21 protein-coding genes are annotated in these 25,527 nt (G+C 41.1%); 7 read left to right on the top strand and 14 right to left on the bottom strand.

The annotated features are described in order from the left end of the window. Window positions 1-16: 16 nt before the first annotated feature. Window positions 17-925, top strand: a complete 909-nt coding sequence (locus OWEHO_RS08450; RefSeq protein ID WP_014202060.1) for a DUF6268 family outer membrane beta-barrel protein — start codon at window positions 17-19, stop codon at window positions 923-925. Window positions 926-1,051: 126 nt separating this feature from the next. Here OWEHO_RS08450 and OWEHO_RS08445 read toward each other — a convergent pair whose 3' ends face one another. Further along, window positions 1,052-1,948 carry a hypothetical protein gene (locus OWEHO_RS08445; protein WP_014202059.1) on the bottom strand — a complete coding sequence of 299 codons (897 nt, stop codon included), beginning with the start codon at window positions 1,946-1,948 and terminating at the stop codon, window positions 1,052-1,054. Between the two features lie 81 nt (window positions 1,949-2,029). On the opposite strand from OWEHO_RS08445, the gene OWEHO_RS08440 reads away from it, so the two are divergent. Then, complete coding sequence (locus tag OWEHO_RS08440; protein ID WP_143764553.1) at window positions 2,030-2,716, top strand: TlpA family protein disulfide reductase; 687 nt, start codon at window positions 2,030-2,032, stop codon at window positions 2,714-2,716. An 8-nt stretch (window positions 2,717-2,724) separates the two neighbouring features. Here OWEHO_RS08440 and OWEHO_RS08435 read toward each other — a convergent pair whose 3' ends face one another. Together OWEHO_RS08435 and OWEHO_RS08430 are read right to left on the bottom strand one after the other, a co-directional pair. Next, window positions 2,725-4,191 (bottom strand): sensor histidine kinase, encoded by a 1,467-nt coding sequence (locus tag OWEHO_RS08435; protein ID WP_014202057.1) that lies wholly within the window; start codon window positions 4,189-4,191, stop codon window positions 2,725-2,727. A 5-nt stretch (window positions 4,192-4,196) separates the two neighbouring features. Then, on the bottom strand, window positions 4,197-4,898 hold the full coding sequence (locus OWEHO_RS08430; protein ID WP_014202056.1) for a response regulator transcription factor: 702 nt from the start codon (window positions 4,896-4,898) through the stop codon (window positions 4,197-4,199). Between the two features lie 252 nt (window positions 4,899-5,150). Here OWEHO_RS08430 and OWEHO_RS08425 point away from each other — a divergent pair, with 252 nt between their 5' ends. Genes OWEHO_RS08425 through OWEHO_RS08410 form a run of 4 tightly spaced genes read left to right on the top strand, consistent with a single transcriptional unit; the run spans window position 5,151 to window position 9,738 of the window. Next, on the top strand, window positions 5,151-7,532 hold the full coding sequence (locus tag OWEHO_RS08425) for a TonB-dependent receptor (protein ID WP_014202055.1): 2,382 nt from the start codon (window positions 5,151-5,153) through the stop codon (window positions 7,530-7,532). A gap of 12 nt (window positions 7,533-7,544) precedes the next feature. Further along, complete coding sequence (locus tag OWEHO_RS08420) at window positions 7,545-7,895, top strand: hypothetical protein (protein ID WP_052301109.1); 351 nt, start codon at window positions 7,545-7,547, stop codon at window positions 7,893-7,895. A 35-nt stretch (window positions 7,896-7,930) separates the two neighbouring features. After that, on the top strand, window positions 7,931-8,983 hold the full coding sequence (locus OWEHO_RS17855; protein WP_014202053.1) for a sensor histidine kinase: 1,053 nt from the start codon (window positions 7,931-7,933) through the stop codon (window positions 8,981-8,983). Then, complete coding sequence (locus tag OWEHO_RS08410) at window positions 8,980-9,738, top strand: LytR/AlgR family response regulator transcription factor (RefSeq protein WP_014202052.1); 759 nt, start codon at window positions 8,980-8,982, stop codon at window positions 9,736-9,738. Before OWEHO_RS17855 ends, OWEHO_RS08410 begins: the two co-directional genes overlap by 4 nt. Here the strand turns inward: OWEHO_RS08410 and OWEHO_RS08405 are convergent, their stop codons facing one another. From OWEHO_RS08405 to mfd, 3 genes are read right to left on the bottom strand one after another with little or no spacing between them, the layout of a single operon-like run. Next, window positions 9,739-10,197 (bottom strand): RES family NAD+ phosphorylase, encoded by a 459-nt coding sequence (locus OWEHO_RS08405; RefSeq protein WP_014202051.1) that lies wholly within the window; start codon window positions 10,195-10,197, stop codon window positions 9,739-9,741. Next, window positions 10,194-10,673 carry a type II RES/Xre toxin-antitoxin system antitoxin gene (gene parS / locus OWEHO_RS17850; RefSeq protein ID WP_143764551.1) on the bottom strand — a complete coding sequence of 160 codons (480 nt, stop codon included), beginning with the start codon at window positions 10,671-10,673 and terminating at the stop codon, window positions 10,194-10,196. The genes OWEHO_RS08405 and parS overlap by 4 nt, the downstream gene beginning before the upstream one ends. A gap of 29 nt (window positions 10,674-10,702) precedes the next feature. Beyond that, window positions 10,703-14,047: a transcription-repair coupling factor gene (gene mfd, locus OWEHO_RS08395; protein ID WP_041627513.1), complete on the bottom strand. Its 3,345-nt coding sequence runs from the start codon at window positions 14,045-14,047 to the stop codon at window positions 10,703-10,705. Window positions 14,048-14,259: 212 nt separating this feature from the next. Here mfd and OWEHO_RS08390 point away from each other — a divergent pair, with 212 nt between their 5' ends. Further along, window positions 14,260-17,085: a TonB-dependent receptor gene (locus OWEHO_RS08390; protein ID WP_052301107.1), complete on the top strand. Its 2,826-nt coding sequence runs from the start codon at window positions 14,260-14,262 to the stop codon at window positions 17,083-17,085. Window positions 17,086-17,089: 4 nt separating this feature from the next. On the opposite strand, the gene OWEHO_RS08385 is transcribed toward OWEHO_RS08390, so the two are convergent. The 8 genes from OWEHO_RS08385 to OWEHO_RS08350 all read right to left on the bottom strand — a co-directional run bounded on the left by OWEHO_RS08385 (window position 17,090) and on the right by OWEHO_RS08350 (window position 25,507). Further along, window positions 17,090-17,566 carry a nuclear transport factor 2 family protein gene (locus OWEHO_RS08385; protein ID WP_014202047.1) on the bottom strand — a complete coding sequence of 159 codons (477 nt, stop codon included), beginning with the start codon at window positions 17,564-17,566 and terminating at the stop codon, window positions 17,090-17,092. 43 nt (window positions 17,567-17,609) lie between these two features. Continuing rightward, complete coding sequence (locus OWEHO_RS08380) at window positions 17,610-18,380, bottom strand: heme ABC transporter ATP-binding protein (protein ID WP_014202046.1); 771 nt, start codon at window positions 18,378-18,380, stop codon at window positions 17,610-17,612. Beyond that, window positions 18,380-19,396: a FecCD family ABC transporter permease gene (locus OWEHO_RS08375; RefSeq protein WP_014202045.1), complete on the bottom strand. Its 1,017-nt coding sequence runs from the start codon at window positions 19,394-19,396 to the stop codon at window positions 18,380-18,382. The genes OWEHO_RS08380 and OWEHO_RS08375 overlap by 1 nt, the downstream gene beginning before the upstream one ends. A gap of 225 nt (window positions 19,397-19,621) precedes the next feature. Beyond that, the gene (locus OWEHO_RS08370) at window positions 19,622-20,515 is read right to left on the bottom strand and encodes a heme/hemin ABC transporter substrate-binding protein (RefSeq protein ID WP_014202044.1); all 894 of its coding nucleotides are present in this window, start codon (window positions 20,513-20,515) and stop codon (window positions 19,622-19,624) included. 129 nt (window positions 20,516-20,644) lie between these two features. Beyond that, window positions 20,645-22,990 carry a TonB-dependent receptor gene (locus tag OWEHO_RS08365; protein ID WP_014202043.1) on the bottom strand — a complete coding sequence of 782 codons (2,346 nt, stop codon included), beginning with the start codon at window positions 22,988-22,990 and terminating at the stop codon, window positions 20,645-20,647. A 111-nt stretch (window positions 22,991-23,101) separates the two neighbouring features. After that, window positions 23,102-23,632: a hypothetical protein gene (locus tag OWEHO_RS08360; RefSeq protein ID WP_041627512.1), complete on the bottom strand. Its 531-nt coding sequence runs from the start codon at window positions 23,630-23,632 to the stop codon at window positions 23,102-23,104. A gap of 127 nt (window positions 23,633-23,759) precedes the next feature. Then, window positions 23,760-24,077, bottom strand: coding sequence for a hypothetical protein (locus tag OWEHO_RS08355; RefSeq protein ID WP_014202041.1), 318 nt, complete (start codon window positions 24,075-24,077; stop codon window positions 23,760-23,762). Window positions 24,078-24,169: 92 nt separating this feature from the next. Then, a complete protein-coding gene (locus OWEHO_RS08350) occupies window positions 24,170-25,507 on the bottom strand; it encodes a hypothetical protein (RefSeq protein ID WP_014202040.1) in 1,338 nt (445 codons plus the stop codon). Window positions 25,508-25,527: the final 20 nt, after the last annotated feature.

Genomic DNA, 25,527 nt, shown 5'->3' with positions numbered 1-25,527 from the left:
TCACTAAAAACTGCTTATGAAATCAAGCTTAACGCTAATATTCCTTGTTCTCTGTTCTGTTTGCTCGGCCCAAGATTATGTGGATTTAGCCAAGTTTTTTTATGCTAATACTCCGGCCAATCAATTTGATAGCACCACGGCAGAAACGCGAGTGCAGGAATATGGTATGGACGTGACCCTTCCCGTAGAATTGAAAAATGGCAATGCTTTCCTTACGGGGTTTTATGCTGAATCTATTTCTACCAAGGTAAACCCGGCCGAGCCAAATCTTACTTCAGTGTATTCCACTATGCTAAAGCTTGGGATGAATATAAAGCATAGCGAAAAGTGGAGTGGAACTTACTTGTTGTTGCCCAAATTGGCTTCAGATTTTAAAAGTATTGACGCTAATGATTTTCAGCTTGGGGCAATTGCTTTGTTGAAATATGAAAAGCGGAAAAACCTAAATTATAAAGTTGGACTTTACTATAATTCTGAATTGTTCGGACCCTTCTTTGTCCCGATTCTCGGTTTGTATTATTTAAGTCCAAACGAAAAGCTGGAAATAAATGCAAGTTTACCGATATCAGCAGATATCAATTATAAAATACTTGAACGGGTAAGAACAGGAGTAAGCTTTGCTTCCTTTGTAAGAACTTATTATCTCAATGAACCCTTTCAAGGAAACCCAGATAACTACTTGACTAAATCTACAAACGAAGTATATGGATACTTGCAATTTGATTTAGGCAAAAGCATCATTCTTCAAACCAAAGTGGGTTACTCCATTGGTAGAAATTATCGGGTGTATGATAGGGATGACAACATAACATGGGGCTTGTCGGCTTTTAAATTTGGTGACAACCGAAAGCAGCTAAACCCTGATTTTAAAGACGGCCTAGTGTATCGAGCTCGGCTGATTTATAGGTTTCATTTAGAAAAATAGTGGAGGCTTTAAGGTTTTAAAAAATCTGTGCTCACCTTAGTAATCGGCTTGCTTATTCTATACTAAAAAAGCCACCCTACCCTTAGGCAAAGCGGCTTTCGAATTAACCAACAAAAACAAACTACATTATTTTGTTACCGTACCCATCGGGAAATTGCTGCTTACTTGATTGTTGAGATCATAAGTAACGTGGTCCATGGCTGAGGAACTAATCATATTCACCAAGGGTTTAAAAACAAATGGCGTTGGGGAGTTGTCGGGCTCGGGCTCAATAGAAATAACCGCTGTAGCGCCACTTATATCTGTTGGGAAAGTATGTGGGCTAGGAGCATTGGTTACAAAATCTTCACCAGGAAAGGGAGGTCCCGAAGCATCGCTTCCGCTAAAGGGGGCAGCCATATCAGCCATGTCTACATCTGTAAATCTTCCTGTCGTAATAGGTTCGCCATGCAAAACAACCCAACCTTCATACACCCAGCCCGTGGGTAATTCTGGTAGGTTTAGTCCGGTCATTGGTGAGCCACTGCTGATGTCCAGGAACCAAATCCCACTATTTTCATCGCTCATATCGGTGGTGGTTGGCGTTGCCAAAATGTATTTTCCTGATGCAGTGTTAAAGTCTGCATTGAGAGCTACTGGGTGATTTACACTTACAGCGGCATTGTTTCCTGAAAAGGAACCTCCTGCAATTTTGATTGCACTGGGTGCAGGGTCATTGTCCGGAAATGGCTCAATAGATAGCACATAATCTGTGGCTGCCGCAAGGTCAGAAGCTGCTACTTCAAAACTAGTTTGGGAAGGTGCCCCGCTTGAGCTCACGCTAAATGTACCGGTACTTATAGGGCTTCCATTTACAATTATCCATCCTTCATAGCGCTCATCGGCACCCAGTTCTCCAAGGTTGGAAATGTTCATTTTTAAACTGCTGGTGGTTGAAGAATTGTTGTCATCATTGTCTTCCTTATCACAAGCGATGGCGGTGGTCATTAAGGCTGCCATGGCCCATATTACTGACTTTTTCATTTGGTAGTATTTTTTTGATTATTACTATTCCAAATGTCTTTGTAAAGAATCACGGAAGTATCACAGAGATATAAACCTTTGGTGATAACTGAAGTGATTTCTTTAATCTCTACATTAGATCAAATCATTTTACTCTGGAAGGATTTACGTATGATAAAGCGAATAATATATTTTTCAGCAGTTTTTTCAATAGCATTGGGATGTATCAATCAGAATGAAACTTCTAGTCAAGATAATTTTGAACACAAAGTTATTGGAGATCACTCAGGCCTTGAGTTAGAGGAAAGGCTAAAAACCCTTATAGCTAAAAAGAATGATTCCAGCCATATTGGAAAATTAGTTCCTTCTTTACGGGCCGTTGATATAGATGGTAATACAATTGCTGGAAGTAATTTATCCTCAGTGGTGTTTTATAATTTCTGGTTTACAGGGTGCCCTCCATGTATAGCGGAAATTCCGTGGTTTAATAAGTTGGCCGGGGAGTATAAGGGTAGAGTGGATTTTATTGCAATAACATTTGAAAACCTTGAAGACCTTACTGATTTTTTTGAGCAGAATCCGTTTAATTTCCATCACTACACAATGGATCGGAATGAAATAAATAGGTTGAGTTTAACAGACGGTTTTCCAACAACTTTTGTAGCAATTAATGGGAGGATTGTTTATTGGAAAGCAGGAGGAATCACAGTAAAACATCAGAAATTTTCTGTAGAAATGGAAAAGCAGAATGAGTTTTATCGAAACTTAATTGAAGGTAACCTTCAATAGTCTGTTATTTAAGCCGCAGGCATCACAACGGTAAATGAAGTGCTCCCATTTTCGATGCTATTTACACTAATGTCAGCATCATGAATGTCTACAATTTTCTTCACTATGGCCAGTCCTAAGCCTGTGCCATCAATGCCGTGTTTGTCTTTGTCCAACATAAAGTAACGGTCAAAAATATGAGGCAACTGGTCTTCAGGAATGCCTTTTCCACTGTTGGTAATACTTACTTCAAGGCGCTCATTGATTAGGACAGATTTCACCGTTATCTCACCATCCTCAGGAGTGTATTTTAAGGCGTTGTCCATCAGATTTTGGATAACACGCTGCATCATTCCAATATCTGCTTTAATCAGAGATTCATGGCTTAGCTCCGTATGCAGCTTTATGTTTTTCTCTTTTGCTTTAAGCTGAAATTGTTTGGCAGTGTCCTGCAAAAGTTCGTTCATGTTAAAACGCTCCTTTTGAAGCTGAACTTGTCGGGCTTCCAATTTACTTAGTTCAAAAAGGTCGGCTACCAGAAGGTTTAGTTTTTCACTGCTTTTAAAAATGATTTCAAGATATTTTCTTCGGTCTTCATCACTAAGGTTGTCGCCTTTTATCATCATCGTTTCAATGTAGCCTTGTATTACAGACATGGGGCTGCGCAGGTCATGCGAAACATTAGCAATTAGTTCACGTCTTAGCTCATCTACTTCTTTTAGGTCTTCAATATTTTTAAGAATAGTGTCAGCCATATGGTTAAAGGTGTGCGAAAGATCAGCTAGTTCACCACTATTCTTTACAGGTATGCGAGCATAATAATCTCCTTCTTCAAATCGTTTTACCGTAGTGATAACCGAACGGAGATTTCTGGTAAGGAGAGCGATTAGAAAAATACCTAAGGCAAACGCTGCTACAAGAGTGATGGCAAAAGTTTGAGCGCCCAACTTCATAAAGTAGCTGGTAGAAAGTGCTCCGGCTATGTTTTCATATTCTTCGCTGGCCAGCACCATGTATACGTAACCTTGCAGTTGGCCATTTTCGTTTCGAACTTCTGTGGCCGAAAAAATTGTTTCCTCTCCTGGATTTCTTGGATCATCTCCAAGCACAAATGTTTTTCCGCTATCTGCTAAAAATTGTTTTACAGGCTCAAGTTTTAGGTTTTTTAGGCGTACTTTTTTATCCAGTACTACATATTTCAGGATGTTTCCCTGAGGGTCTAATAAGTAAACTTCCAGAGAAGGGTTTACTGCCATCATGGAGTGCATTATTTTACCCACTGCCTCAGCATTTACTTCCCCATTCACAAAAGGATTTACTTCTAATAACATATGCTCCGCAACGTGAGCATTTAACTTTTGCGTGGTCTCTTGGTAATATTTACGAGCAGAGTAGGTGGTAATAGAAACATAGGCAATTCCCAAAAAAATGAGCAACAGCAAAAGTGCGCCAGATAGCCTCCACAAAAGGCTTTTTCTAAAACTTGATTTTTTCATAGCCTTTATATTTCATCATTAAAGCGGTAGCCTACACCCCAGGTGGTGAGTATGTATTGCGGTTTGGAAAGGTCTCCTTCAATTTTAGACCTAAGCCTATTGATGTGTGAATTTACTGTGTGTTCGTATCCATTAAATTCATAACCCCAAACTGAAGAAAGCAGTTGGTCGCGGTCAAAACTTCTTCCCGGATTCTCGGCCATCAGGCAGAGGAGGTCAAATTCCTTAGGGGTGAGTTCTACTCGGTTTCCTTCTAAAGTTACCTTTCGATTATTCCTATTAATATAAAGATTGCCGCGTTTGATTTCTGAGACTTGTTTTTCTTCCGATTGCCCTTGATGAATTTCCTGCCTGCGCAGAATAGCTTTTACCCTAGCTATAAACTCCCTAATTCCAAAGGGCTTTGTGAGGTAATCATCGGCACCTGATTCTAAACCCAATACTTTGTCAAATTCTTCAGCTTTTGCGGTAAGCATAAGTATAGGAGTGAAATTGTCCAGTGCCCTAAGTTTTTGACAAATCGCAATTCCATCCATACCCGGAAGCATCAGGTCTAAAATGATAAGGTCAAAAGAAGAAGCTTGGGCTGCATTAAAACCTTCTAATCCGTTCATCTGCTTTTCTACAGCACAGTTTAAATCGGTAAGGTGGAGGCTTATCAGCTCGATGATGTCTGGGTCGTCTTCTATTACTAATACTCTTTTCATAAGGTAGGCTTTACCGATGGTGAAATTAAGGTCAATGTATCACGAAAGTATCACGGGCGAGACTTACAAAGGGTCGCGTATAAGACACAACCTCATCAATATTAGAGATTTTAATAGATTAATTTCCTGTTCATTCCTGCATTTCTCCCGTTCACTCCATTTTTATTGTGGCAGGCAACCACATCTTGCAATTTTGGGTCATAATAAATAGAGTAATTTCCCTTTACGGTAAAATACTCCAAACCTTAAATTATGAAAACCAATATTTTACTAACCTTAATTTTATTGACTTCAGTCTCGGCTTTTTCTCAAAATCTTACCCAAACTATTCGTGGCAGAGTGGTTGACAAGCAGAGTGAAGTTCCCCTTCCCGGAGTAAATGTGGTGACTTTAACAGAACCGCGAATAGGCACAACAACAGACGAAAATGGATATTACCAAATTGAAAATGTACCTGTGCAGCGCATCACGCTATCATTTAGTTTTATAGGATACCAACCGGTTGTTTTGCAAAGTATAGAGCTTTCAAGCTCAAAAGAGTTGGTGCAAAATGTGGCAATGCTCGAAAGTACAGAGCAATTGGACGAGGTGGTTGTGAAAGCAGATAATGAGGAGGACAGGGTGATAAACGAGAGAGTTAATGTTTCAGGACGAAGTTTTACGGTAGAGGAAACCATGCGTTTTGCGGGTTCGGTGCAGGATGTATCGCGAATGGCGAGCAATTTTGCCGGTGTGCAACGCACCAATGATGCTAATAATGATATTGTAATAAGAGGAAATTCGCCTATCGGTTTAATTTGGAGATTAGAAGGGATGGATATTCCCAACCCCAATCATTTTGGTGGATTGGGTGCTACCGGTGGCCCTGTAAGTATGCTCAATAATAATGTGCTAGCCAACTCTGATTTTATAACGGGAGCCTTTCCCAGCGAATATGGCGATGGACTTTCCGGGGTTTTTGACTTGAGCATGCGCAATGGAAACTATGAAAACCATGAGTTTTTAGGACAGGTTGGTTTTAATGGTTTTGAGCTTGGTGCTGAAGGGCCAATTAGTCGCGAGAATAGGTTTTCCTATTTAGTGAATTATAGATATTCTACACTTGGTTTGATGTCGGCAATTGGCTTAGATTTTGGAACTGGGACTGCTGTTCCAAAATATCAGGATTTAAATATTAAACTCCACTTTCCCAGCAGCAAGCGCGGAACAATTGATGTGTTTGCCTTGGGCGGAATCAGTTCGATAGAGTTTTTGGAAAGTGAGAACGAGGAGGGTGAAGATGGTGGTTTTTATAGTGATGGTGAAGATTTATATAATGACACTTACACTGGTGTAATTGGCGCTTCACATCAGTATTTTTTCAATAAGGATTTGTACTCCAAGTTTTCCGTGGCTCTGTCCAGCATGGGTAATGATGTAAAAGTGGACACTCTTAATACTGACCGGGACAAGCTAACCCCAACTTACCGCCAATCCTTTCAGGAGGATGATTTGCAGTTTAGTGGTTTTGTCAACAAAAAGTTTAATGTTCACCATGTACTGAGAGCCGGAGCTTATGTTACCTACAAAAATTACAATCTAGGTGATAGTACTTATGATTCTGACCTGAATGCTTTCCGAACCCTTCGTGACCAAAATTCATCCGATTGGCTCTATCAACCTTACGTAAACTGGCAATATCGCATTACTGATAAGTGGGAAATGAACACAGGGCTTCACGCCATGGTGCTGGCTTCCAATGGAAATTATTCTATAGAACCACGTTTTGGGATGAGCTATCAGCTTACGCAAAAGCAAAGCATCAATCTGGGGTATGGTAAGCATAGTCAGGCCGTACCTGTAGTTATTTTATATGAAAAACTAAGGCTGCCTGATGGAAGCTATATTTCACCTAATGAGAATTTAGACTTTACCAAGAGCCATCACTTTGTGTTGGGTTATGATTTGATGATGAAAAACCGTCTACACTTTAAGGCTGAAGCATATTATCAGCATTTGTATGATGCTGTGGTTACTCAGATGCCAAGCTCTTTTTCAAGCCTAAATGCTGGTGGTTTTGACTTTTATGCACCAGATTCTGTAGAGAATGGTGGTGCAGGTTGCAACTATGGATTAGACCTCACTTTAGAGAAATTTATGGATAAAGGCTTTTACTTCCTTAGTACGATTTCTCTATACCAAAGTCAATATCAAGGAAGTGATGAGGTGTGGCGAAACACTGCTTTTAATGGAAATTATGTAGCTAATCTCCTTGGGGGGAAAGAGTTTGTACTTGGCAAGAAAAAGCAGAATTCGGAAAATAGAAAGACCATTACACTTGATGGAAAAGTAACCTATGCAGGAGGGCAGCGATACACGCCAATAGATTTACAACAATCCATCATTGATGGAGAAGCTGTATACGCAAAAGATGATGCCTACGGAGCACAATTCGACCCTTACTTTCGTGCCGATATAAGAATAGGATATAAAGTTTCAGGAAAAAAAGTAACTCAGGAATTGGCTTTGGACATTCAAAATGTAACTAATAGTCAAAATCCGTTTGGCGTGGATTATAATAAGTCTACCCAAGAAGTTGAAACCACTTATCAGCTCGGTATTTTCCCGATGGTGCTGTATCGAATCACTTTTTAATTGCATTAAATAATGGAAGCAAAATATTACAGCTTCACCACTTTTACAATAAAATGGTGGTGGATGTGGCCCTTATTTCAGTGGCATGGAATGATGGTGACGATACAATCTAAAAAAACTCATGGACTATTAAGTGCTAAAGTTTGGAACAAGAAATTAAGAACCTATTACACCTTAACTTGCTGGGAAAGTAAAGAGCAGATGTTGGAGTTTAGAAATCGGAAAGCTCATCTGAAAGCCATGAAAATTCATAGAAAACTAGGCGAAACAAAGTCTGTGAGCTGGGTGTCGGCATTTGAACCATATCGAGAAGAATGTTTGAGTAGGCTAAAAACAAAACATAGAAATCGTGTGGCAGCTTGATTTATCGATAAGCATAAATCACTTTAATTTGTGACATGGGAAAATTTACACGTAAAGATGTTTGGGCGGTAATCATTATTTCTTTTGTGCCGGCTACTATAGGTATGCTGCGGTATTTTTTGGTCGATGACACGCATTACGGAAACGAGGCAGACGCTTGGACTAACTTTTTTATAGGAACACTATACTCCTTAATAATCACTTCAAGTCTGTATTTTGGATGTATGTCAATCCTGTTTTGGCTCAATAATAAGATGCCATGGAAGGATAATGTAGGCAAGCGAATTGTTGTAGAACTGGGCTTGATGTTCACCTATAGTACGGTGGTTCAGTTTCTCATCATTTTTGCTTTTTCCCGAAGTGTTCTTTTTGATGAGGTTCTCGTCAATGTTAGTTTTTACTTTGAAAATATCCTGTTTGGAAATACGATAACACTGGTGGTAATAACCATTGTGGAAGGCGTTTATTTTTTTAGAAGTTGGAAAGAAAGTTTGCTTTTGGCTGAAAAAATGAAGCGAGAGAATATGGAGAGTCAGTTGAATTCCTTACGCTCTCAACTGGATCCGCATTTTCTTTTTAATAGCCTGAATGTGCTTGCTTCGTTAATAAAAAAGGATACCACCAAGGCTGAAGAATTTGTTGGAGATTTTGCTAATGTGTATCGTTATGTGCTTGATGTAAAAGATGAAATGGTGGTAACGCTAAGTAGCGAACTCAAGTTTTTGGAGTCTTATGTGAGTTTGCAAAGAATTCGTTTTGGCGATGCTTTTCAGGTGCGCGTAAATATCAACCCAAGGCCGATGATACTTTTTATTCCACCATTGTGCTTGCATGAGCTAATTACCAATGCGGTAAAGCACAATGAGGTTTCATTGGAGAATAAACTTACAGTTGAAATTTTTAATAGAGGTGATAATTTGATCGTCCGTAATAATGTGCAAAAGCGAAACGAAGAAGTGACATCTACGGCTCTTGGTTTGGAAAATATTGCAAAACGCTACACTTTATTGACGGACAAACCAACTAGGTTTGAAATCATTGAAGGTCATTTTGAAGCGGAAGTTCCACTTATAGAAATTGAGGAATGAAGTCTGTAAACTATGTAATAGTAGAGGATGAAGCCTTGGCAGCAGAACGATTGCAGGAGATGATCCAAAAAAATCGACCTGACTGGAAACTGCTGGAAGTCATTTCTTCAGTTAGGCTGGCGGTGGCTAAGCTAGAAATGCTAAACCCCGATATTATTTTTTTGGATGTCCATCTTTCTGATGGAAATTCCTTTGCCATTTTTGATCAAATCAGCCCAAAATCGGCAATCATTTTTACTACAGCTTATGATAAGTATGCACTCAAAGCTTTTAGTCTTAATAGTATAGACTATTTATTAAAGCCCATTTCAAATGATGAGCTAAATAGGGGGCTTTCAAAGTTTGAGCAGCAGAGCTTACATAATAGTCATATGCCTGATTGGAAGAGTATTCTTCAGGATTTTAAACCGAGCTACAAAGACCGTTTTATGGTGAGCACGGGCGAGCGAATCAAAAGCTTACCAGTTGATGAAATTTGCTTTTTTTATGCTCAAGGCAAGCACACCTTTATTACGGATAGAACTGGAAAGGAATTCCTGATAGATCACACAGTTACTAAGATTTCTGAAGTTTTAGACCCCAAAAAATTCTTCCAAATCAACCGTCAGTACATTATTTCTTTTGATTGCATTTCTGAAATGATAGCCTACTCCAAGGGAAGATTAAAACTCATTACAAATCCATCTACTCCAAGCGAGGCGATTGTGAGTGTGGACAAAGCACCAAAATTTAAGGCTTGGCTGGAAGGGGAGTAGTTACAGCACTAATCGTAAATCAAATTTTATTTCCTTCACTTCCTCCACTTTTATTTGATAAAAATCTGGATGAAGGGGATTGAGTAGAAAATTGCTTTCAAAAGAATTCACAGCACTTGGCACCTGAAGAATAGCGGTGAGCCTGTTGTCAATCCAGTTATCACCATACTCCACAGTTGAGGGCGAATAAGGAAAATTTCTCCAGTCAGATGTAAGTTTGTCTTCGGTTAGCTTCTGGATGTGAAGATGATCGGGAATTGAGAGTATATTGAGTGAAAAGGGTTTTCGAAGCCACTCTACATCAGTATGTGTCATGGTTTCTAGCATAGCCAAAGAAATTGTACTCGCTGTATATACCACAGCTTTTCCTTCGGAGTTCCACCGGCCACCATATAGTTTGGCACCCATGCCACTTATGTCATAGGCATGATTGGGATGGGTAATACGGTACAACTTCATGAGGCAATACCCCACTCAATGCGACCGAGTACTTTCATTACTTCATTAAACCCTTGATAGGTATCGAGTAAATCCAAGGGGCGTTGATTGCCCAAAGCCGGAACAGTACTGTGCAACCACCCTGATATGTTTTTTGAGTCACCACCTAACACATCATTTGCCTTTTCGAATAAATCATTGAGCATTAAGAGCTTTTCGGTAACATTTATGGGAAGCATCTGATTGCTATCATAACGTTGCATTGTACGCGGGGAAACTTGTAAAATGTGACCCAACTCTTGGCGATTAAGCCCTGATTCTTTTAGAAAGATAGTAAGACTTTGAACCGGTAGCCCTCTGCGAATTAACTTTATACGTGAGTGGGTGCCATAGGCTTCCGATGGTTCGTTTACTTGAGTAGTTCCTCCTAAGTAGGTATAATTTGTGCCGCTATTACTTACTTTTTCATTATCCATCACCACGTCATTTGCCGTCAAATGTACGAATTTTGTCTTTACCTCCCAATTCACCCCCTATTTTTTACCAATATTGGTTCCAGTAATCGTAGTGCTTGATCTACGGTTTTTACATCGCCAAAGCTGAGGTACAGTTTGTTATTTCGCTCTTTCATTTGCGCTTTGGGCTGATCTCTTAAAAACTGAAGTACAAGATTGAATTTCTCACTTTGGAAGTACGGGGAGTTTTGGTCTGGAATAAAGTATCCGATCAACCTTTCTTGTTTTAAGACTAACTTATCAAAACCAATATCCTTACCCAGCCACCTCAGTCTTACAGAGTTTAGAAGTTCATAAACTTCATCGGGAGCTGGGCCAAATCGGTCGATTAGTTCTTTTTCAAATTCATCCAACTGTGCAGGGCTTTCCAGAGAATCCAGGGCTTGGTACAAACGTAAACGCTCGTCCACCTTATTTACATAAGTATCAGGAATCAAAATCTCCAGATCCGTATCCAGCAAAGTTTCTTTCACGAAATCCTTTTTTTTCTGATCATCGTTATAAAGATCCTTGAACTCTGTTTCTTTCAATTCATCTATGGCTTCAGCCAAAATTTTCTGATAAGTATCAAACCCAATGTCGGTAATAAAACCACTTTGGTCTCCACCCAATAGGTCACCACTACCACGTATTTCCAGGTCACGCATGGCTATTTGGAAGCCGCTGCCTAAGTCGCTAAACTGCTCAATGGCGGTAAGACGTTTTCGAGCTTCTTCCGTTAAAGTGCTCATAGGTGGCGCAATAAGTTTACAGAAAGCTTTTTTATTGCTTCGCCCTACACGACCACGCATTTGGTGCAAATCACTTAGCCCTACATGATGAGCGTTATTTATAATGATGGTGTTTGCATTAGGTACATCCAAACCATTTTCGATGATGGAAGTAGCAATTAATACATCAAAATGACCATTGATAAAATTGAGCATGAGCTCCTCCAGTTTTTTGCCTTCCATTTGCCCATGGCCAATACCAATTTTAGCATCGGGTACCATGCGGCTTATCATCCCGGCAACTTCCCTAATATTTTCAACTCGGTTATGAATAAAGAAAACCTGACCGCCCCGGCTCATTTCGTACATAATGCTGTCGCGAACCATTTCTTCACTAAAAGGCACCACTTGAGTTTCTATCGGGTGACGGTTTGGTGGAGGCGTATTCATTACGCTAAGGTCACGCGCTTGCATTAAGCTAAACTGTAAAGTACGCGGAATAGGCGTTGCCGTTAAAGTGAGGGTGTCCACGTTTACTTTCAGGTTTTTAAGCTTGTCCTTTACAGCTACACCAAACTTTTGCTCCTCATCAATAATCAGTAGGCCGAGGTCCTTAAATTTCACGTCTTTACCAACCAAGCGGTGGGTTCCAATCAAAATATCCAGCGTTCCATCTTCCAGTTTTTTTAGGGTTTCGGTTTGCTGCTTTTTGGTTTTAAAACGATTGATATAATCAACGTTACACGGCAAATCTTTTAATCTTTCAGAAAACGTTTTAAAATGCTGAAATGCCAAGATTGTGGTGGGTACCAAAACAGCTACCTGCTTACTATCAGCCACAGCCTTGAAAGCTGCACGAACGGCCACTTCTGTTTTTCCAAAACCAACGTCCCCACAAACAAGACGGTCCATCGGCATTGGAGCTTCCATGTCGGCTTTTACATCAGCAGTGGCCGTCACTTGGTCCGGGGTATCTTCATATATAAATGAAGCCTCTAGCTCATGCTGTAAATAGGTGTCTGGTGAAAATTGAAAACCCTTATTGGCCTTACGCTGAGCGTAAAGCTTGATGAGGTCAAAGGCTACTTCTTTTACTCTCTTTTTAGCCTTAGCTTTTGTTTTTGCCCAAGCCCCCGAACCCAACTTATGAGTGGAAGGAGTGGTTCCTTCTTTGCCGTTATAACGTGCAATTTTGTGCAAAGAGTGAATGCTGATGTAAAGCACATCTCCACCGTTGTAAATCAGTTTTATTGCCTCCTGATGCTTACCATTCACATCAATCTTCTGCAATCCACCAAACTCACCAATGCCGTGGTCAATGTGTGTTACATAATCTCCAACTTGTAAGCTGGTAAGCTCTTTTAGCGTGATGGCCTGCTTTTTTTCATAACCAGTTTTTAGCTTAAATTTTTGATAACGCTCAAAAATTTGGTGGTCGGTATAAATCACCTTTTTGCCCTGTGGGTCAATAAAGCCTTCGTGGAGGGTGTGAACGATGGGTTGAAAATCCACCTCATGGCCAATGTCCTCGAATATGGCGTAAAAGCGTTCCACTTGCTGAGCGGTCATGCAGAGAATATAATTCTTCCAACCGTTTTCTGTATTGGTTTTAAAGTCTTCTACAAGTAGTTCAAACTTTTTGTTGAATGAAGGTTGCGGCTTGGTGTCAAATTCAAAAACCTTGTTTGGAGAATAAAAAGTGTCATTCCCCCATTCCACAGTAGCAAAGCCCTCTAAGGTTTTCTTGAATGCTTCGCCATTAATGAATAATTCCTCCGGCTTGGCGTGTTTTAAAGTGTCGTTCAGTTCCCCATAAACTTCTTCAGCTTTGGTGAAAAAGTCGTCCAAACGTTTAGCGGAAAGCGGTACACTTTTTACCCAAACCACCATTTTGTCAGAAATGTAATCGAAGAAACTTTCACGGGTTTCGAGCATCATCTTATTCTCCACATTGGGAATAAGACTGAGCTTTTTTACCTTGTCTATACTCAGTTGGCTTTCTATGTCAAAGGTGCGAATGCTTTCTACCTCATCTCCAAAAAACTCAATGCGATAAGGCTGGTCGTGCGAAAAGGAAAATACGTCTACAATACCTCCACGAACTGAAAACTGACCAGGTTCTACCACAAAGTCAACACGCTCAAAATGGTATTCAAAAAGTGTTTCATTCAAAAAATCAATGCTTAGCTCATCACCTTCTTTTAGCGAAAATGTATTTGCGTTAAGCTGCTTTCGGGTAATTACTTTTTCAAAAAGCGCATCCGGATAGCTCACAATCATAGCCGGCTTTTTGCGGCTATTAATGCGGTTCAAAACCTCTGCACGAAGCAGCACATTTGCATTGTCGGTTTCTTCTACCTGGTAAGGTCTGCGATAAGACCCAGGGTAAAACAGTACATCTTTTTCATCAGTAATTCGTTCTAGGTCGTTCAAAAAATAGGCGGCCTCCTCTTTATCATTTAAAATGAATAGATGTGGACGCTCTGAATGTAAAAAGCTGGCACTGGCCGCCAACGAAGTAAATGATGCGGTGAGGCCCTTAAGTTGAAGTTTATGAAACTTATTGTTTCGAAGCTCTTCAGCTATTCCGCGAAAGCGGTCATCCAAAAGGTAATTATTGATAAAGTCCGTTGCTGTGTCTGCCATGGGTATAAAATGCAAAGCCACCCGCCCCGATTTTTTCGAGAGGGTGGTAAATTTTTACAAATATAACCGAGTGCTTTTATTACCGTGTTAAATATTGGTATTTGAAAGAACCACATTATAAATATTAATAATGATTAAACCAATTTGAACATTAGGTATCCTAGATAACATTGCGATCAACGCAGGTAGTATTAATATTACATTTGTGCACTTTGAAAAATATTCTAGCAGCCTTCTTATTCTTGAGCATCTTTAGTGTTTCCGCACAAGATTATTCTATTTCGGGCAATCTCTTCGACAGTAAAAGCAATGAGCCACTTATTGGTGCTAATGTGCTTTTAGAAAATAAATCCGATCAAAAAGTGTGGGGAGCGACCACCGCAGTAGATGGTTCATTTACAATTAAGAATGTACCAGGCGGAGACTATGTAATCAAGCTGAGTTTTATTGGATACAAACTTTATGAGCGAGAGCTTAGTGTGTCGGGTAATCAAAATTTGGGGGCACTTAAACTTGAGGAAGATAAAGAGTTGCTGGACGAAGTTGAGGTGGTGGAAATCCAGGATAGAGTGCAGCAACTGGGTGACACTACACAGTACAATGCGGATGCCTTTAAGGTAAACCCGGATGCGAGTGCCCAAGATTTAATTGCAAAAATGCCGGGAGTGCTAGTTCAAAATGGAGAGGTGCAGGCGCAAGGTGAGCAGGTGAAAAAGGTATTGGTGGATGGGAAAGAGTTTTTCTCAACTGATCCTACCTTGGCTTTGCAATCATTACCTGCCGAAATCATTGATAAAATTCAGGTGTATGATGAAAAAAGTGAGCAGTCGCAGTTTACCGGATTTGATGATGGGAACACTCAGAAAACGATAAACATATTGACCAAAGCGGGTAAGAATAACGGTCATTTTGGGAAGGGATATGTGGGCTACGGAACGGATAATCGCTACAATGGAGGTTTTAATTACAACTATTTTAATGGCGATCAAAGAGTAAGCTTATTGGGAAATTTCAACAATATCAATCTTCAGAATTTTTCAACAGAAGATATTCTGGGTGCAGTGGGCAATACTTCTGGACGAAGAGGTGGCTTTAGAGGCGGAGGCGGTGGAGCCGAGGACTTTTTGGTAGGGCAACAAACGGGTATCGTGACTACCAATGCGTTCGGTGTGAACTACTCAGATGAGTGGGGAAAGAAATTTAAAGTGAGTGGCAATTACTTTTTTAATCAAACAAAAAATAATAGTCAGTCCATTACCAACCGTGAGTATTATACTGATGCGATAGGTGGGCAAACGTATGCTCAAAATGACAGTAGTCATAGCAACAACCTCAATCACCGTTTCAATATGCGCATGGAATATGAGATTGACGAAAACAATTCCTTGCTATTTCGTCCATCGTTGAGCGTTCAGGATTACACGTCTTATAGTCTTTTGGATGGAGCTACTTTTAATGAAGGTCAGCTCTTGAACAGCACCACCAGCCTTACCGAAAGTAATCAGATTGGGTACAAGCTTGCAGGAGATTTACTATATCGTCACAAGTTTAAAAAGAAGAGGAGAACGCTCTCTTTGAGTCTGGGCTCTGATTATGATAGCAAGGATGGTTTGAGTACTACAGCTTCGGAGAACTTTTTTTCAGACACAATTTCTAGCTCCAGCTATAACTTGCGTCAACAAAGTGACTTGTACACAACCAGCACATCTTATAATGCTAGCCTACGCTTTACTGAGCCCGTAGGAAAAGCGGGGATGTTGCTGATGGATTACTCACCTTCGGTTACGTATTCCAATTCTGATAAGCGAACTTATTCTTACGATTCTATTACGGGAGGGTATGATTTTCTTCAGGATAATTTGAGTAACGTATTTTCAAGTAGCTACACCAAGCAGGAAGTGGGAGCTGGCTATATGTTGCGCCAAAAGGGAAGCAACTTGATGTTTCGATTAAACTTTCAAAATGCGGAGCTGGTTTCAGATCAAACCTATCCTCAGGAATATGATCTTACCCGCAGTTTCAATACTTTTTTGCCCATGGCGATGTATCGCAAAAAGATAAGCGATACTTCCAACATCAGGATTTTCTATAGAAGTGCCAGTACAGCTCCCACGGTGAGCCAACTTCAGGATGTGGTGGATAACTCCAACACCTTGCAACTTACAGGTGGAAACTCGGAATTGGATCAGGAAGTGCGCCATTTTGTAGTGGGTAATTATGCATTGAACACGCCTAAAAAATCTCGAACCTTTTTTGTTTTTGGACTGGCTGAGTACAAACAGGACTATATAGGAACATCTACTTTTATCGCTGATGCGGATACATCGATCAATGGGTATCCTTTGGCAGCGGGTTCTCAGTATAGTACTCCCGAAAATATGGACGGGTATTTTAATGCAAAAACTACGCTTACCTATGGTTTTCCAGTAACGAAATTGAAGAGTAATTTAAACCTAAGCGGAGGGGGAGGTTATACCAATGCTCCAGGATTAATTAATAATATCACCAACAATGCAAGAACCACTAATGTGAATGGTGGAGCGGTACTGGGGAGCAATATTAGTGAGAAAGTAGATTTTACGGTAAGCTATAATGCGAGCTATAATTTTGTAGATAACACGCTGGCCACCGTGACGGATAATAACTACTTCAATCAAACTACAAGCTTTAAATTCAATTGGCTTTTGGGTAATGGTTTTGTCTTTAATACAGACTTGACAAACACCTATTATTCCGGGCTTTCAGAAGGGATTGACCAAAGCTACTGGCTTTGGAATGCCTACATCGGGTATAAGTTTATGAAGAAGGACGCTGCCGAAATCAAGCTTAGTGCTTTTGATATCCTTGGGCAGAATACCAGTATTTCGAGAACGGTAAGTGAAACCTATTTAGAGGATGTGGAAACCACCGTTTTGCAACAATATGTGATGCTCACCTTTACCTACACGCTACGCGCTTTTGATGGTCCAAAAATTAGTGATGAGGAAAAAAGACGCCACGATATGATGGGGCCTCCACCACCTCCGGGAAGAGGGTAGAAAATTACTTTTCTTCCTGCCCTTCCTCGTACATCATATTTACCAATTTCCAACCTGTGCTGAATTTGTAAAGCCCAATAAAATCGGTGTGTTGCACCTTGCCTCCCACCATAAATTGCACGCAGGCATTGGCAATGTTATTTGAGATTTCAAGCTTAACGATGCTGAAGCTTACCTCTTGTTCGCCTTTTAGCGGAAGGTTTCCCGAAGCTTTGTTTTGCTCAGTTTTCTTTATCCAATCTTCAATGGTTTCCAGTCGGCTTTGATCTTTATCTTCAAATACGATAGCTGTAAAGTCAGGGCTGAAACCTTGGGTCACGGAAAGCATATAGCCCGTGTTGTACACACCATTTATGTAGGCTTCGCGAATCACTTCCTCAATGGCAGCGGCATTGTCATAAGCTCGGCTTTTGCTTTGCGCAAATGAGCTGGAAGAAATTGCAATGGTAAATACGGTGAGAATCAAAAAACGGAGTTTCATAGACATAGAAATTTAGAGACCGCAATTTAAGAACTGTGTTTGTTTAAAAATCAATCAGCAGCCTTTTATCGTGCTCAATTATTCTTGGCGTCATTCCGTAAACCTTTTCAATATTCTCGGAAGTCAACACGTGGGCTTGGTTTCCTTGGGCAATTAAATGGCCTTCTTTTAGTAAGATTAGGTTGTTTGCAAAACGCGCGGCCAGATTTAGGTCATGAAGAACACCAACTACCGTAAGCGGATGCTTTTTTAGAAAATCAGCAATCAGGTTCAGGAAGTCATACTGAAATTTGATGTCGAGATAGGTGAGGGGCTCGTCCAGAAAAAGGATTTTAGGCTTGTCGTTATCTGGCCATATTTGGGCCATTATGCGTGCAAACTGTACCCGCTGTTTTTCGCCTCCACTCAAAGTGGTGTAATCGCGATTCGCCAAATTTTCTATTTCAAAAAGTGTGATGGCGAGGCTTATAATTTCCCTGTCTTTTTTGGTTGGACTGCTGCTAAAAAGTGGATAGCGACCCATCATCACCACTTCATTTACCTTAAGGGGAAAGGCAAAATCTACACTTTGCGAAAGCACCGCCCTGAAGCGTGCAAGGTGTTCCACTCTGTAAGAAATCAGTTTGTGGTCATCATAAAAAACAGTTCCAGAACTTGGCTTTTGTTGACCGCTCAGTAATTTCACTAAAGTGGATTTTCCAGCTCCGTTGGGGCCAAGAATAAGATGCAGTAGGCCAGTTTCTAATTTTAGCGAAAGCGGATGTAGCAATGTCTTATTGCCGATTTGTAAGCTGAGGTTTTCGGTGGTAATCATCAGAAATAGAATTTGCCTTTTCGTAATAGAAAGATGAAAACAGGAACGCCCACAACAGAAGTTACAATACCAATGGGCAATTCTGCGGGGCGCAGACTCATGCGGGCAATCAGGTCAGCCAAGGTCACTACAATTCCGCCAAGGAGCACACCGTTGAGCAACAAATAACGATTATCCGAACCGCCCATCATGCGGAGGATGTGTGGTACAATAAGGCCCACAAAACTTATAACTCCCGTAAAGGCCGTTGCCACAGAAACGATAATGACGTTGATGGTCAGCACTTCCAGTTTTAGGCGTTTGATGTTTACCCCAATAAGCTGCGCTTCGTCCTCGCCCATCATCAAGGCGTTTAGGGATTTGGTATAGCGAAGCCCTAATAAAGCACAAGCAATGGTGCTTACTCCAACTATGAAAACGGAATGCCAATTGGCTCCCGAAATAGTACCTAAATTCCAAAAGGTGATGGAGCGTGCCTGAGGATCGCGGGCAATGTAGGAGAGGAAACCAATTCCGCTAAGGAAAAGCGCATTGATGGCAATTCCCGTAAGGAGCAAACCTACAATGGAAGCACGCGAGCGAAACGAGCCACTGAGCACAAAAACTAAATAAGTAGCGATAATTCCACCAAGGCAAGCCGCAATGGGCAGCGTCCATTCTCCGGCATTAAAACTCAAAACTGAACCCAACACAAAATACAGCGAAGCTCCAAAAGCCGCTCCGCTGCTGGTTCCAACAAGTCCTGGTTCTACAATGGGATTGCGGAAAAGAGCCTGCATTAAAACGCCTCCCACGGCCAAACTTGCTCCGGTAATTACACAAAGTAAAACTCGCGGCAAGCGCAACTCAGCAAAAATGCGAGCATTCAGGCCAACTTCCCCACCAGAGAAAAGCTGAGTAAACCCCTCTTGTATTTCTTCCCAAGTCAAATTGATGGCGCCAAAACGCATGGAGAGGAAAATAGAGATGAGAAGAATCATGGATAGCATGACAGGTATGAGCGTCAATTTCTTCATAAAGTGATTTAATATTTTCTTTCAAATTGTTTATTGTTCGTTTTTGGCTTGACCCAAAAAGAACCAAAAAGGTCAAGGCTTACAACAAAATGATAATCTGCCTTTTGCTCTTCCTAAGTTCGGCTGGGTGATCTCCTCAATCCTTCGGAGCTTCCCAGTCTCTCTAAGGAGGAGCTTCATTCAGTTTGTCATTTTGTTGAAGGCCAATCCTTTTCAGGAAGGCAATTACTTTTTATGAATCAACTCTTGAAGAAACTGTACATTCTCACCGGTACGTGGGCCGATGTAAATTAGGTCATGTTCTTCCACACGATAAATGCGAGCATTTTTTGCGGCATTGGTTCCGGCAACGCCTGGTAGCTCTTCAATCTTTTGCTGTGTGCCCAGGCGATCATAGCCAAAGTCGGTAAGTAGAATCACATCAGGGTTTGCTTTTGCGATAAGCTCAGGCGAGGAAAGGTGACGCATTCCACGTTCGCCATCGATGGCCATTTTTCCACCTGCCCATTCTATCATTTTACCAGCAGTACTGTTTTTGGTTACTGTAAGATAAATGTTTGAGGCGCGCCCAAAATGGATAACAACCACACTTGGTGTGTCGGTATAGGCTTTTGCTGCCTCAAGTGCTTCAGACATGTCAGCTTCAAGCTTGGCGCAAAGTTCTTCTGCTTTTTCTTCTTTATGAAAATAGGTGCCCATTTCGCGCATCAGCTCTTCAGTACCTTCAATGGTATGATCATACTCACCAAAGGTTTTCATTGGGATTTTTAAACTTTCCAATTGCGTTACCACATGTTCCGGCCCAATGTTATTGTCATGAATAATCAAATCCGGTTTCATGCTGAGGATGCCTTCCGCACTAAGCGCACGATGATAACCCACAGTGGTGAGATCTTTTATTTTGGGCGGATAAGTGCTGGAAAGGTCCACTGCCACAAGGTCTTTTTCCGCGCCAAGCGCAAAAATTATTTCATTGTATTGCTTGGCCAAGCAAACGATTCGTGGTGCTTTTCCTTCTGTTTTTTCTGCTGAAGTTGTGTTGGTGTCTTCATTGGCAAAACGGCCACAGCTACTTAGTAGCAGGACAGTAAAGCCAAAAAGGAAGAATATTTTTTTCATGCTTTAAAAATGTTATTGACTCTGCGAGACTTAGCGTTCTCTGTACCTCTGCGTTGAGGTAATTTACTTCAACGCAGAGGCGCAAAGACCGCAAAGAACCGCGAAGGCTTGTTTACAAAGTGTTGGTTTTTAGAATACGTACTTCAAATTAACCCCAGCATAATAGTTGATTTCATAGGGTGCTGGCAAATACGCATCAGCCAATTGATTCACAAAAATCATATAGTAATACTGCGTACCGGTGATGTTATTCGCGCCAGCAAAAACTTCTAAATCGAAGTGTTTACCTAAAGTTTTGCGGTAACCCAGTTTGGCATTAAGAAGGCTAAAAGCCTCAGTCATGTTTGCGCCATCAGAGGTGATCGGCATCGCATCTTTGAAGTTGTAATTTACGTTTCCGTAAATGCCATAACGCGTGTTGAAATCCACACCTAAATTGAAGGTGACAGGCGAAACTCCAGCCACTGCATTTCCATCATAAATCACAGTTTCTGTAGATGATGCATATGAGAAATCATTGTAAGTAAAGTCACTGTAGGTGAAGTTTGCCCATGGGCGTACCAAGCTAAATATCGCAGTGTTGGATTGGAAAGCGGTGTATTTCAGTAATACCTCTAAACCTTTGTTATCCTGACCGCCAGCATTGGCAATGTAGGTATAGTCCGTGGTTACACTATCCAATGGTACTGCTACGGCTGTCATTTTGTTGGTAAACTTGGCGTCAAATAGAGCCACTTCATACTGAAGCTTACCATTCATCAGGTTTCCTTTGGTGCCAATCTCAAACTGATCACCTTCTTCAGGTTTCAATCCGGTGTTCAGTTCACCAGTGTTTCCGATTACAATATTGGAGCTCACTGGCGCTTTGTATCCCTTGCTGTATGAAGCGTAAACTGATACATTTTCGTTGAACACCTTGTTCAAGGCAAAATGTGGCGATACCATATTTTCGTAATTGGCTTCATAATGTGTAGGGAATGTGCTAGCTGCATTGTACACTCTATTATCCAGAGTGATGTTCATATTGCTAACACCAACTCCAGCGGTAAAAGCAAATCCCATGGGCATGGCCAAAGTCCACTCGGTAAAGTATGAGTAGGTGCCTGTGTTTGAAATTTGATTGCTTCGAAGTCCGCCAATCACATTGTAACCATCAATATCCGAGCTGTCGGTTACCATGCTATAGCTCAGTGGCTGAGCTTTTTGCTGCTGCGCTTCAAGGCCTGCAATACCGCTCAAGCGGAAATTTGGGTTGAGGCTGTAATTGAAGTCCAAAGTTGAACGAACACCATAGTTTACCGGATGATTGTCATTCCAGCCACCAGCAGAGCTTGAGTTCATTGCGGCTCCGGAACCAAAAATGGTAGTGGTATTGGCAATGTGCTCACCAAAAGTGTAGTTGTGACTTAATCCTGCTCTAAAGCGAATTACCTCAGAGTGTGCGTTATTCTTGATATAACGGGCGTTTCCGCTGTAGTCAAAATCATTGTACTGATCGATGGTAAGCTCACCACCTCGTTCGTCATAGCTGTTGCTGTAGCCAAAATACGTGGTGATTTTTTGCTTTTCTGAAGGACGGAATTCTCCCATTACATTCACAAAGTCTTTTTGCGAGGCCGTGTGCTCCATAAATCCATCAGCTTCCTGATGACCATAGTTTATCAAAAGTGAGGAACGCTTGCTTGCTGTTTGAAATGTTGTAGTGTATCGCTGCACACCATAATCTCCAAACATCACACTTTGGCCAACAGATGTACGGCCAGGCTCAGGTTGTACGGTTTCAAGATTTACAACACCGGCAATGGCCAGCCCATACAAAGTACCCGAGGGGCCCTTGGTAACTTCTACATCACCTATGGATCCAAAATCGATGTCGTCCATCACAGTGATTCCTTCTGCATCTGTAACCGGAATTCCGTTGAGGTAAACTTTAGAACCTTGTGAGTCAAAGTTATTGTTGGCGCCTTTAAATCCCACGCCATTTCCATATCCACGGATGTTGAACTGCTGCCCTGAAGCAACCGCTCTGCGCGACATATACACGCCAGGAACATTGGCATTGATGGCGTCATCCAAGAATATGCCCTGACCACGGTTTATCTCCTTTTTATCAAGCTTTACGATAGAAGCAGGCTGGTTGATCAACTCCTTGTTAGAGTTGGAAGTTGCCGTAATTTCTACTTCGTCCAACTTGTTTTTAGAAGGAGTAAGGTTGATGCGAACCGACTTGCTGCAGTCTGCAATTTGCATTTCGGCAGTTTCGTAACCTATAAAGCTAATGGTGATTTTATCACTACATGCCAAAGAGAATTCTCCATTGGTATTAGTCGCAACCCCTTTATTATTTACGGTAATGATAGAGGCGCCCACAAGAGGATTGTTAGTGTTGGCATCATATACAACACCGCTCAGTTGTTGCTGAGCCATTACTGCAAAAGGCAGCATCAGCACCAGCGAAAATATAATTCGTTTCATTCTGTGTTTTAAATTTTTTTTATTGTGAAATAGGGGAACAGGCATGCTATTCGCGCTTAGGCGAAAGGCCGCAATGTTCTTAAGGACAGACTTATAAAGTCTGATTGATATTTAAGCCAATCCTTGCGGAGGTGGAGAGTCGGGCGAAGAGGCCCAGCATTTTTCAATAAAAAAATAAAACGAAGAGCCCTGTAGATGGGCTTGTGAAACATGGCTTAGTGTGAATTCAGCGTTTGTCGAAAGGTAAAAAGTGCTCAGAGCAGAGACGGCTTGTTGACTTTGTTTTTTGGCAGGAGATTGGTTCCAATGACTATTGGTGAGTTTGCTGAGCTGTGCAAAAAGTGAGGTTTCCTGATCATCTGTAATACACATCAAAAATAGACTGTCAGTAGTGCTTTCCTGGTGTACCACATCATACATGTGATTTTCAAAACGAAACTCATGATCGTTGTGCCAATGTATATTGGGATTGGATTTTGAAAATCGAAAGCGTACCATTTCCTCTTTGGGTACACCCTGTTTTATTTGAGATTTTATCTCCCTGCGTATTTGCGATCGCTGGATATGAAATAGGAGCTGACTACCCGAAAACTGAAAGATCAGGATAAGCGTGAGAAATATGGCTCCTATAATGCTTTTCACAAAAGTGATTTGTCCTTACCGGACATTGCGATTTGATACTTTAAAATTGAAGAAAAAAGAGGGGCTGGCGAAAATGTTAGCAGCAATCCAAATGGCCAGAACCTTACAGAACTAGCTAGGTGAGTGGCTAAGAGTAAACTCTAAGCTGCTGGAAAAGAATGTACAGCTTACTTGTTTCTGCAAGAGAAAGGCTAATTTGTCTATCTGATTTGGAAGTGCCTTCGTAGAAGAGTTTTGATAAATGCTCCTTAAGATTGATTCTTCCAAAGCCAGAAAAGGAAATTTCGAAATCACTGTCTGAAGAAGCTTCTTCAATAAGAATGGTGCTTTCTAACGTTTCAAGGTCAAATACTTTTTTACGCTCATTGGAGCCGCTATTGATAAATAGGGCAGTGCCGATGAGCACAAAAATAGAAATCAGTATTTGTGAAAATCTGCTTTTCAAAGGGCAGTAATTAATTTCCTTGATGAGGGAGCGAATGTAAAATAAAATCAGGCAGAGACTTTTATTTTAACAAAGTTTATCGGCTGCCCACTCTAAATTCCAACTTGTAATTGCATCACCACCATACCTTTTCGGGCAGTGGTTTTAGCATCTCCAAGAGCATCCGTTTCAAATACGGGTCGGCTTTGATATTCTAGAGAAAGCTTTGCATTATTTCCGGCAATCAGCCAATTTGCACCAAGTTCGTACATCAGCATTGGGTCGTCAAGTGCATCAAAAGTAGAATGTTGTAGCGCACCAAATAACTGGATTGTTCCAAGATCTTTTAATAGGTCTTTCCTAAAAAGGTAGCCCGCTTGCGCGTAAATAGTGTTTCCTGTACCATTCATAGGGAAGGCATTTCCGGCTCCGTTTACCACCGTGGAATTACTGTTTCCGGTGGCGGGATTCATCACTCCAGTGTTTCGGAGATAATTTTTTCCATAATCAGAAAACGTGTAAGCGGCATATGTAGTTACCGCGTTTTGCTTGGTTTTGTCAAGTGGCTTTTCAAAGAAGAAATCAGTTGAAAGAATTGACAGATTGCTGCGCAAAGTGTCTTGAAGATCATCTGACAGATTCCACATGGCTTGAGGTTGTTGTACAAATCCTACCCCCAGGTTTACTATAGTTTTTTTGCCATAATAGCTGCCAGCGTTATAGGGTGTAGTGTTGTCTTCCTGATCCATAAATTGGTACATAAAGTAACCATGTATCTGCGCTTTTGGCGGCTCTGAAGAGTACATAGAGCTAGTGCTTATTCCTCCTGGTTGACCCGTAGAAACAGGAATAGCCATAGGGTCACTCAAGGCTAAGCGGTAATCCAATTTGCCAATTTTACCTTTTGCATAAATGCTGAGCTTTCGTACAAACTGATCGGAAATATCGGCAGTGTATTGCTGATAAAGAGGAGCGTCTAAAGTAAGAATGCTACCTATGGCAGGAGAGGAATAGCGGCTGGCACCTGTCCAGGCAGTAAGGCCGGCACCTATCGAAACTGCGTTTTTGTAAACTTTAAACTCTCCTAGTGCATCATGAAAAAAGATGCCTTGCTTTCGCGGTCCGCTTGAGCTTAAATTGTTTTGCCCAAATTGAGTGTAGAAAAATATTCGATCAGTAAGCTGTCCGTACACCTGCATTCTCACTCTTCGCAGTCCCATGTCAAAGCTTGTAGGTTCGTCAAAACCATAAAGCGTGGTACCTGGATTATTGTCTGTGTATCGCCCCCAAATTTGTGCAAGAAAAGTAGCCTTTACATATTGCTCACCATCTTCACTAAAGTTGTACCTGAGTTCTTTGGGAAATTTCTTGGTGTTACTTTTTTCGCCTTGAGCGAAAGCAGCACTACTGATAAATAGAAATGATAAAGCAGTAAGAAAGGTAATTCTCATTTGTTTCTTTTTGGTGAGAG

This window comes from Owenweeksia hongkongensis DSM 17368, from assembly GCF_000236705.1.
In the GTDB taxonomy this organism is placed as follows: Bacteria; Bacteroidota; Bacteroidia; order Flavobacteriales; family Schleiferiaceae; genus Owenweeksia; species Owenweeksia hongkongensis.
Note: the sequence above shows the minus strand (reverse complement) of the source record. Positions and strands in the feature narration are given on the sequence as shown.